This is a genomic window from Actinosynnema sp. NPDC002837 (assembly GCF_040295345.1).
Classification (GTDB): Bacteria; Actinomycetota; Actinomycetes; order Mycobacteriales; family Pseudonocardiaceae; genus Actinosynnema.
The window spans coordinates 18851-28201 of the sequence record NZ_JBEOVG010000110.1 but is presented as its reverse complement, the minus strand read 5'-3'; the positions used below and the strand labels follow the sequence as shown (position 1 = coordinate 28201).

The 9351-nt window shown below is 72.4% G+C and carries 9 protein-coding genes and 1 pseudogene; 4 read left to right on the top strand and 6 right to left on the bottom strand.

Annotated elements, in window-relative coordinates:
- Window positions 1-140: pseudogene (locus ABTZ99_RS39920) on the top strand (ArsR family transcriptional regulator); the annotation flags it as partial.
- A 33-nt stretch (window positions 141-173) separates the two neighbouring features.
- Here the strand turns inward: ABTZ99_RS39920 and ABTZ99_RS39915 are convergent.
- The gene (locus ABTZ99_RS39915; protein WP_499618226.1) at window positions 174-731 is read right to left on the bottom strand and encodes a hypothetical protein; all 558 of its coding nucleotides are present in this window, start codon (window positions 729-731) and stop codon (window positions 174-176) included.
- A gap of 167 nt (window positions 732-898) precedes the next feature.
- On the opposite strand from ABTZ99_RS39915, the gene ABTZ99_RS39910 reads away from it, so the two are divergent.
- Genes ABTZ99_RS39910 through ABTZ99_RS39900 form a run of 3 tightly spaced genes read left to right on the top strand, consistent with a single transcriptional unit; the run spans window position 899 to window position 2590 of the window.
- On the top strand, window positions 899-1825 hold the full coding sequence (locus ABTZ99_RS39910) for a GTPase domain-containing protein (protein ID WP_498775258.1): 927 nt from the start codon (window positions 899-901) through the stop codon (window positions 1823-1825).
- Window positions 1812-2237: a hypothetical protein gene (locus tag ABTZ99_RS39905; protein WP_499618224.1), complete on the top strand. Its 426-nt coding sequence runs from the start codon at window positions 1812-1814 to the stop codon at window positions 2235-2237. Before ABTZ99_RS39910 ends, ABTZ99_RS39905 begins: the two co-directional genes overlap by 14 nt.
- Window positions 2234-2590 (top strand): hypothetical protein, encoded by a 357-nt coding sequence (locus tag ABTZ99_RS39900; protein WP_499618222.1) that lies wholly within the window; start codon window positions 2234-2236, stop codon window positions 2588-2590. The genes ABTZ99_RS39905 and ABTZ99_RS39900 overlap by 4 nt, the downstream gene beginning before the upstream one ends.
- Window positions 2591-2696: 106 nt before the next feature.
- On the opposite strand, the gene ABTZ99_RS39895 is transcribed toward ABTZ99_RS39900, so the two are convergent.
- From ABTZ99_RS39895 to ABTZ99_RS39875, 5 genes are read right to left on the bottom strand one after another with little or no spacing between them, the layout of a single operon-like run.
- Window positions 2697-3938: a cellulase-like family protein gene (locus ABTZ99_RS39895; protein ID WP_499618221.1), complete on the bottom strand. Its 1242-nt coding sequence runs from the start codon at window positions 3936-3938 to the stop codon at window positions 2697-2699.
- Window positions 3935-4777, bottom strand: a complete 843-nt coding sequence (locus ABTZ99_RS39890; RefSeq protein WP_499618219.1) for a carbohydrate ABC transporter permease — start codon at window positions 4775-4777, stop codon at window positions 3935-3937. Before ABTZ99_RS39890 ends, ABTZ99_RS39895 begins: the two co-directional genes overlap by 4 nt.
- Window positions 4774-5715, bottom strand: coding sequence for a carbohydrate ABC transporter permease (locus ABTZ99_RS39885; RefSeq protein ID WP_498775248.1), 942 nt, complete (start codon window positions 5713-5715; stop codon window positions 4774-4776). Before ABTZ99_RS39885 ends, ABTZ99_RS39890 begins: the two co-directional genes overlap by 4 nt.
- Window positions 5712-7028: an ABC transporter substrate-binding protein gene (locus tag ABTZ99_RS39880; RefSeq protein ID WP_499618217.1), complete on the bottom strand. Its 1317-nt coding sequence runs from the start codon at window positions 7026-7028 to the stop codon at window positions 5712-5714. The genes ABTZ99_RS39885 and ABTZ99_RS39880 overlap by 4 nt, the downstream gene beginning before the upstream one ends.
- The gene (locus tag ABTZ99_RS39875; protein ID WP_499618215.1) at window positions 7025-9334 is read right to left on the bottom strand and encodes a beta-galactosidase; all 2310 of its coding nucleotides are present in this window, start codon (window positions 9332-9334) and stop codon (window positions 7025-7027) included. The genes ABTZ99_RS39880 and ABTZ99_RS39875 overlap by 4 nt, the downstream gene beginning before the upstream one ends.
- Between the last annotated feature and the right edge of the window lie 17 nt (window positions 9335-9351).

Sequence of the window (9351 nt, the reverse complement as noted above, 5' to 3'; positions counted from 1 at the left end):
ACCACTCGGCCGGCTACCGCACCGTCGGCGTCCGCGAACGCATCGCCCGGCACCACGGCGTCTGGCGCGACACCGTCATGCTCGAACGCCGCGCCGACTCCGCCTCCGTCCTCACCGCACCGGACTGCGCCACCTGCTGAACACGCCCCAGGCGCATACGGGAACGTGGACGACTAGCGACCGTTCCCGGCCACCCCGTGCCGCCGGGGCGGGGTCCACGGAACACGCTCGGCGTCGCCGGGATCGGTGAACGCGAGAACCGACTCGTCGAGCCGGTGGAACGACAACCCACCGGCAACGGTCTCGTCCAGCTCACCGGCGATCAGCAGCAGCGGCCGTGCCCCGATCCGCAGGCACACCTCGGCCAGGACACCTTCGTCGACGACGACGTCCACCTCCTCGACCTGGCCGAGCGGCAACTCGGTCAACGCCCTCCACCGGTAGATCCCGTCCCACTTCTCGCCGTCCGGGAACCGGGCGTCGGCCCACGCGCGCAACCCGAACTCCGCGTCATCTTGGTAAGTGGTGACACTGGGCGCGCTGTCATCGTCCAGCGACGCCTGCAAGCCGAACAGTTGCAGACAGGGCACCTCCGGATCCTCGAACCGGGGACCACCGCCCGCGACGTTCTCCCTCAACGCCATCTCCACGCCGACCCACGACAGCACCCGCCTACCCCGCCACGACTCGAACTCCCGCGCCCGCTCGGCCACCCAGTCATCCCGCGTCACGCCGCCAGTATGTCCGCGGTTTCGACTCCCTGTCCACAGAGGACGGTTCGCCGCGCTGACCGAGCTCCGCCGAGCCAATGGGAGGGGGCCTCACGTTCTGCGGTGTAACGGGTTCCGGGATTCGGCGATTGTCCGTTCGACGAGGATCCCGCGCGGCGGAGGTACGCGTGCCCGACGACATCTGGTTACCGGTGCGACGACGATGGGCCGCGCTGACCCCTCTCGTGCTGCGACCGGGCGGCCCGCGTGAGCGGAAGGTCCGGTTCCGGCGGCGGTGGAACTTCTTCGCCACGCCCGACGTGGCCATGGCCGTCACCGGCATGCGCGGCACCGGGAAGTCGACGCTGCTCAAGGCGATCCGCGGGCGGCTGCTGTTCGGCGACTACCCGTTGGGGGAGGAGAGCCCCGACGCGGAGTCGGACCGCTTCGTCGCGGTGACCGAGCACGGCAGCAAGCAGGTCAAGTCGGTCGTGGTGCCCGGCCAGAAGGACTCGGCGCAGGGTGAGCGGACGTTGCGGAAGTACTTCCGCAACGGCAGGTCGCCCGACGGCGTGGTGCACGTCGTGTCGTGGGGGTACAGCACGATCTGGGACTCCACCGCCGAGCAGGTCGCCATCGCCTCGACGGCCACGGGTGACGCCCCGGAAGGCGTGGACCCGGACGTGGCGCGCACCCGTGAGTACAACCGCAAGGGCGAGCTCGACGACTTCCGCCAGACGTGCGCGCTGCTCAAGGAGAGCTGGCGCGGCACGCGGAAGCGCCTGTGGCTGGTGATCGCCGTGGCGAAGGTCGACCTGTTCCAGAACGCCGAGTCGTTGCGCCAGGCGGGGCGCTACTACCTGCCGGCGGAGCAGCCGAAGGACGACAGCCCGTTCGCCCGCGAGCTGCGCGCGCTGGTGAACCACCTCGGCGAGGAGCGCTTCGGCACGGCGGAGCGGCCGCGCATCGCCGTGGTGCCGCTGGTGTCGTTCCCGGAGGATTACCCTGTCGGCGAGTCGGTCGTGCAGTCCACCGGCAAGCCGGACGTCATCTCGGTGCTCCTGACCACCTTCATCAACACACTCTGGGAGTTCAGTGGCGATGATCGAGCCTGATCGCGGGGCATTGGGCGTGGAACTGGAGCACGCGCTCGTCCACGCCGAGACGCTCCTGGCCGCGGTGGACCAGGCGACCTGGCGGCTGAACGTCCTGCGCGCGTGGCAACTGGTCTTCCTGCTCGCCGGGGCGGCGGTCACCGGCGGCCTGGTGGACGCAGGGGGGTTGGCCGCCGCCGTGGCCGCGGTGTCCGTCGCGGCGGCTTCCGGTGGAGGTGTGGGCGTGCTGTTCCTGGCGACCACCCGGATGAGGGGTACCCGCGACCGCGACGCCATGGTGATGGTGAGCCTGTCCCGGACCGCGCGGGACCTGCTTCCCGTGGTGGCGCAGGACGAGCAGTGGTCGGAGCTGCGGCTGGCGACGACCCGCGCGAGGATCGCCCGGTTCCCGATCTCGGAGCGGTCGCGATGACGGGGAGGGCGGCGTGGGTCTACGTGGGGCGGCTGGCCGACGTGCTCCAGATCCTGACCGTGATCGGCGGCCTGGCGTTCGTGGCGTTCGCGGTGGCGGGCGTCGACGTCCTCGCCGATCCCGGCGACCAGACCCTGTTGCTCGCCGCGATCGTGCTCGGCGCCTCGTCGCTCCTGGCTGTGCTCGCGGGCGTGGTCCGAGCACAGGCGCCCGCCAGCGGCTTCGAGGAGAACGGCCGCGCGACGAACCGGATGCTGTACGTGACGGCAGCGGTGCTGTTCGCGCTGGCCGTGGTCGCGCTGGCGCTCCTGGTGTACCGCGACCCACCCGCCCAACCGCTCTGCTGGTCCTGAGCCTCGAGGTCTCGGCTCCACGGTAAGCGCTTTCCCTCCGACGTCCGGAACCACCGCGGACGGGGCACAGGTCGGTCGGTGACGCTGCCGAGCGTCACCGGAGACGTCAGGAGCGGGTGATCAGGGTGTTGCACTCGCGCTGGAGCGCGATGTCGTGCCACATCGGGTGGTGGGGTGCGGCGTTGGAGCACACGACCGAGCCCCAGGCGCCGACCCGTGCGGCCGCACGGGCGGCGGTGCGGCAGAACGCGGCGCCGATCGGTCCCTCCTCGAAGGCGCCGTGCAGCGGGGTGTAGCCGATCCAGCCCTCGCCGAACACCAGTGGCACGCCGGTTTCGGCGGCCCAGTCGGCGGCGGCGTCGATCCAGGTCGTCAGCCGCTCGCGCATGGCGGTGCGGTGGGTGGCGTAGCGGTCGTGGAGCCAGGCGTCCCACTTGCCGGGGTCGCACCAGTCGTGGACGTACACCTCCCGTCGGCCGACGATGGTGGCGTCCAGCCGCCACCGCTGCCCCTCCGGCGGGAGCCAGTCGTCCAGGTCCGGCGCGCCGGGGCGCAGCAGGTCGCGGCGGGCGCGGTCCTGGGGGAACGGACGGGTCGTGTCGCGCAGGGCGAACTCGTCGAGCAGCTCGTCCAGCACGCCGTACACGTACGGGTGGAACACCGCCACGTCCGCGGTGCGCGGGACGCCGTGCAGGGAGCCGACCGGCACCCCCGCGTAGTTCACCGCGACCCGCTGGGCGGGGTGGCGCTCCTTGAACCGGGCCAGTCCGCGCTCCAGGCGCGGGCGCAGCGCCACCACCGGGTCCCCGGCCAGGCCCTCGGCCAGGCCGCCCGCCTGCACCTCGTTGTGCAGTTCGGTGAACGCCACCCGGTCGGCCAAGCCGTGCTCGTCCAGCAGGTCGAGCAGGTCGGCCAACGCGTCGGCCAGCGCCGTCGCGCGGTCCTCCGGGTCGATCGCGCGCACGGCGTCGTGCCAGGCGGGGGAGAGGGCGAAGGCCGGGCTCTGCTGGTACTCCCAACTGGACAGGACGACGAAGCAGTCGTGCCGCCGCGCGGCGCGGAACAGGTCGAGCAGCCGTTCCCGCGCGTCGACGGTGGTCTCGACCCGCACGTCGTACCAGCGGACCCGTTCGCCGTAACCGCCGCCCAGCGGGCCGAGCCGCAGGGCGGAGGTGTCCACACCGGAGCGGAACAGCAGCAGCGGCATCGCGCAGATCCGCACGGTGTTGTACCCGCGCTCCACCGCCTCGGCGAAGCAGCGGTCCAGGTCCTCGAACGGCTCACCGGGCCCGGAACGGGTGTACCAGGTGAAGTCCCACAGCGTGATGGTCAGCTTCCCGGGGGTCACGCCTTCACCGCCCCGGCGGTCAGGCCCTCCAGCAACTGCTTGCGCAGCAGGAAGAACACCAGCAGGCTCGGCACGGCGGCCAGCACCGATCCGGCGAGCACCAGGTCGTACTGCCGCCCGGTGGCGCCGAACAGCGCCTGGATGCCCATCGGCAGCGTGTAGTCCTCGGGCTCGCTGATCACGATCAGCGGCCACAGCAGGCTGTTGTAGCTGGTGAGGAACGACCACACGCCCAGCGCGCCCAGCGCGGGACGCAGCAGCGGCAGCACCACCCGTCGGAACAGGCCGAGCTCGGTGCAGCCGTCGACGCGGGCGGCGTCGACCAGTTCGTCGGGGATGGCCTGCTCGGTGAACTGGCGCATCATGAAGATCCCGAACGCGGGCGCGACCCAGGGCACGACGAGCGCGAACCACGGCTCGGTGAGCCGAGCCTTGGCGACCATGACGAACAGCGGCACGACGATCACCGCGAACGGCACGGCCAGCGAGCTGAACATGATCGTGAACAGGGCCTGGCGACCGCGGAAGCGGTACTTGGCGAAGGCGAACCCGGCCAGCGAGCACAGCAGGACCGCGACCGCGGTGGAGATGACGGCGACGACCGTGCTGATGGTGAACCAGCTCCAGAACGGCTGCGCCTGCAGCAGCCCCCGGTAGTTGTCCGGCACGGCCGGGTCCGGCAGCAGGGTGGGCGGGTAGGAGAAGATGTCGGCCCGGCTCTTGAACGACGACGCCAGCGCCCACAGCAGCGGCAGCGCGAAGACCGCCAGCAGGGCGATCAGGAAGGCGTAGAGCAGGACGCGGCCGGCGAGCGGACGACGTGCGGTCAGGGTGCTCATCGGGGGTCCCTTCCCACGCCGAGCAAGCGGTTGGCCAGCAGCCCGAGGGCCACCACGACGACGAACAGCACCACACCCGCGGCGGCGGCGTAGCCGAGCTGCTGGCGCTGGAAACCCGCGCGGTAGACGAACATCGCCACCGACAGCGTCGACTCGCCCGGCCCTCCCTGGGTGAGCAGGAACGGCTCTTCGAAGATCTGCGCCGTGCTCACCAGCACGGTCACGGCCACGAACGCCGTCACCGGCTTGAGCGCCGGCAGCGTCACGCTGGTGAAGCGCCGCAGCGGCCCCGCGCCGTCGATGGCGGCGGCCTCGTACAGCTCGCGCGGCACGTTCTGCAGCCCGGCCAGGAAGAACACGGTCAGGTAGCCGGTCCAGCGCCACAGCACCAGGACGACCACGGTGACCTTGGCCCAGGCGGGGTCACCGGTCCAGTCGACGCCGCCGAACCCGAACACCGCCTTCAGCACCCCGTTGACGATGCCGAACTCCGTGTCGAAGAACAGGCCGAACACCAGGGTGATCACGATGGGGGAGATGACCACCGGCATGAAGAAGGCCAGCCGGAACACGTCGCGGCCACGCAGCCCGCGGGCGTTGAGCGCTTGGGCGGTCAGCAGCGCCGCCGGGACCACGACCAGCAGCGTGAACACCACGTACCACGCGGTGTTGCCCATCGAGGTCCAGAAGCTCGCGTCGGTGAGCAGGTCGGCGTAGTTGCGCAGCCCGACCCAGCGCGGCGTGCCGAGCCCGGCCCACTCGGTGCAGCTGAGGTACAGGCCGACCAGGATCGGCACCGCCATGAACAGCCCGAACAACACGAAGAACGGGGACACGAAGGCGTAGGGAGCCGCCTCGCGCTGGTGCCGCGACCACCACGAGCCGCCGGCCGCGTCGGCGGTCGTCGTCGACGCGCGGTCGAGGGTCGAGGTGCTCATCGCTTCACCTGCTGCCGGTAGGCCGCGATGCCCGCCTTGATCGCGGCGTGCGCGGACGTGCGCCCCCGGAGTGCGTCGAGGACGGGTCCGCCCAGCACGGTGGCCAGCACCTGCATGCCCGCGGCCTGGTGGAACAGCGGCAGGTCGTCGGCCGCCGCCGAGTAGACGTCGAACACGCGCTGGCCGCCGAGGTACTCGTCCCGCACCGCGAGCAGTTCGGGGTCGCGGTACAGGGGCCGCAGCGTCGGCAGGTAGCCGCCCGCGTGGTAGCGCAGCACCTGGCCCTCGCGGGTCAGGTAGACCCGGCGCAGGAACTCCAGCGCCGCCTGCGTGGCGGGCTTGTCCTTGACGACGGTGAACGCGGTGCCGCCGAGCGTGGTGGCCAGGTGGCCGCCGCCGGCGAACCTCGGCAGCGTGCGCATCCGCCACCGCCCCTTCTGGTCGGGCACGTTGGCCTGCAGGCCGTAGGCGTTGTACCAGTTCGGCATGGCGGTCGCGGCGAGTCGCCCGGACTTCAGCGCGGCGGCGCACGCGCTGCCGTACGGGTCGGGCAGCGCCAGCAGGAACCCGCTCCGCACCCCGCGTGACAGGAACTCCAGCACTTCGACCGCCTCGGGCGAGTCGAGCACGAGGGCGCCGGACTCGTCGAACACCCGCCCGCCGCGTTGCAGCAGCACCTGCGTGAAGCCGTTGACGATCGCGCCGTTGTCGCCGACCGACACCATGCCCAGGCTGACCTGCCGGTCGCGGGCCAGCCGCTCGCCGTGCTCGGCCAGCTCCTCCCACGTCGTCACGTCCTCGGGGACGCCGTGCTCGGCGAACACGTCCTGCCGGTAGTACAGCACCGTGATCGAGTTGTCGGAGTCGAGGCCGTAGGGCCGGCCGCCCACCGCGTACGGGGCGAGCTTGAGCAGGTCGTCGCCGAACGGCGCGACCTCGTCGGTCAGGTCGACGAACAGGTTCTCGGCGATCGCCGAGCCCATCACCCGCGGGAACTGGTCGATGACCACGCCCGCCAGGTCCGGGGTGTTCCCGTCGGCCACCGCCTGGGCGATCATGCGGGTGACGATGTCGCCCGGCGCGGCGGAGGTGATCCGCGGTCGGAAGGTGAACGCCGAGCCGCCGGTGATGGCGGGATCGGCAGCGGCCTCGGTGAACGTGGTGACGTAGCCGGGGTCGTGGGTCCAGACGCGCAGGTCCACGCCGCCGGAGGTGATCGGCGCCGTCGAACGGGCGCCGCACGCGCCCGACGCGCCCAGGGCCGTGACGCCGAGCGCGCCGCGCAGCAGGGACCTCCGGCTCAGGCGGCTCACCACAGCTCCACCCGCGTGCGGCGGACCAGCCGGACCGAGTCGACCGCGGCGGTGTCCCGTGCGGCCTCGTACCGCGAGCGCACCGACTGGTCGACGTACACCGCGTTGCCGTCCGGGCGCGGCAGCACCCGGATCTCCACGCCGTGCTCCAGCACCTCGTCGGCGAAGCGGCGCAGACCGATCTCCCACTCCGGGCCGTGCCAGAAGTGGTCGGCCACGAGCCGGCCGCCGACGTACGCGCGGGCGACGTCCCCGGTGTAGTCGCACCCCAGCAGCACCTCGCCGTCGCCGCGCAGCGCCTCGGCGGGCACGGCGACGTGGAAGACCGCGGCGTGCTCGAAGTCCTCGTCCACCGGCGCCGACGCCCGCAGCCGCGGACCGCCCGTCCGGGCGGGTGGCGCCTTGGCTTCGGCGCGCACGGCCGTCGTCACCGGTTCGCACGACGTGGCGTCCGTGGCGAGGCGCACGCGGGTGAACGCGCCGTGCGGCTCTCCGGCGAGCCGTTCGGGCAGGAACGACACGTCCAGCAGACCGGCCGTCGTCTCCACCCACGCCGAGTCGCCGTCGACCACCACGGGCTCGTCGCACAGCACCAGCGTGTCGACCCCGGCCGACGACAGCCGCTGCAACCGGAGCCCGGTGTCCTCGTCGAGGACCAGCAGTCGTGCCGTCGCGCCGTCGGGCGTGGTGGCCGTGAGCACGGCGTCCACGCCGGGACGGGGGACGGTGGCCACGCCCTGGTCGTCGACCGGCGCGCCGCGCACCCGCGTGCCGGCGGGGAACGCGAACCGCGCGGGGATGCCCGCCGTGGCCACGAACACGGCGGTGGGCACGCCGTCCCAGGTGAACCGGGTCACCGGCATCGCGCTCGCCCAGGCCAGGTCCACTCCGCCGACCACGTACCCGATGGGCCACGCGAAGTGCGCTCCGGACGGGATCGTCACGCCCTCGGCGGGCAGCCGCACGGTCCGGTCGCCGAGCACGACGTCGAACCGCACGTCGTGGTGCTCGGGCAGCGGTTCGTGGGGCTGGTGGTTGTTGACGAACAGGAACGCCCGGTCACCGCTCCACCGCACCGACCAGCGCAGCGTGCCGCGGTCGTCCAGGTCCGGCGGCCGTTCGTCGGGCAGGTGTGCGACGGCCGGCGCGAGGTCGGCGCCGCAGTCGCGCAGGAACAGGTGCTGAAGTCGCAGCGCCGCGAACGACGGCCGCACCTGCCCGTACTGGCCCAGCGGGGCCTGGAAGTCGTAGTCCACGACCGGCAGGTCGTTGGGGTAGCCGGTCTCGTGCGACTCCTGGTTGCCCGTCGCGAGGTCCAGTCGCTGCGAGCAGCCGTGGTAGAGGTAGTAGCCCTGCCACGCCGACCCGCTCGCGAGCTTGGCCAGCGCCAGGGCCGAGACGTCCGCCGCCGGGACGAGGGGACGGCGGTGGTACGCGATCGCCATGCCGCCGCCCAGCTCGCACGTCGCGTAGGGGTAGCGGGTGTCGTCGGGACCGCTGCCCTCGGGTGCGGTGGTGCGCAGGTCGGCGCCGATCGCGTGGTCGTCCCGGATCGGGGTGGGGAAGTAGTGGCGGCGGACCTCGCGCGCCCAGCCGTCGGAGACGTCCTCCCAGAACGCCTCGGGATAGCCGCCGTAGACGGGGATCACGACGTCGGGCGGGAGCCGGGCGGCGCCCCAGCCGGTCGCCGTCCACAGTGGAGCGCTCATGCCCGCCGCTTCGGCGAGCACGCGCAACGTGGCCAGGTGGTCGGGCTGGTCGTACAGCTCGTTCTCCACCTGCACCGCGACGACCGGACCGCCGTCCGCCCACCACAGCCCGGCCAGCTGCCCGGCGATCGCCTCGTAGTACGGCCGCACGAGGTCGAGGTAGGCGGGGTCGTCGGTGCGCGGTGTGCGGCCCGACCCGTCCACCCAGTCCGGGAAGCCGCCGTTGCGGCACTCGCCGTGCGACCACGGACCGAGCCGCACCGACACCGCGAGGCCGAGCTCGGCGCACAGCTCGACGAAGCGCCGCACGTCGCGGTTGCCGTCGAAGCGCAGCCGCCCGCGCACTTCCTCGTGGTGGTTCCAGAACAGGTAGGTGGCGACGAGGTCGATCCCGCCCGCTCTCATCATCAGCAGCTCGCGCCGCCAGAACGCCTCCGGGAAGCGGCTGAAGTGGAACTCGCCCATCACCGGCAGCCACGGGCGCCCGTCCCGGCTCACCGCGCGGCTGTCGACCCGCACCGGCCGGGGACCACCGGCGCCCATCGGCAGGTGCCCCACCAGCGGCGGGACGGGGACGTGAGCGTGCAGCGTGGGCATGTGGCGCTCCTGGTCTC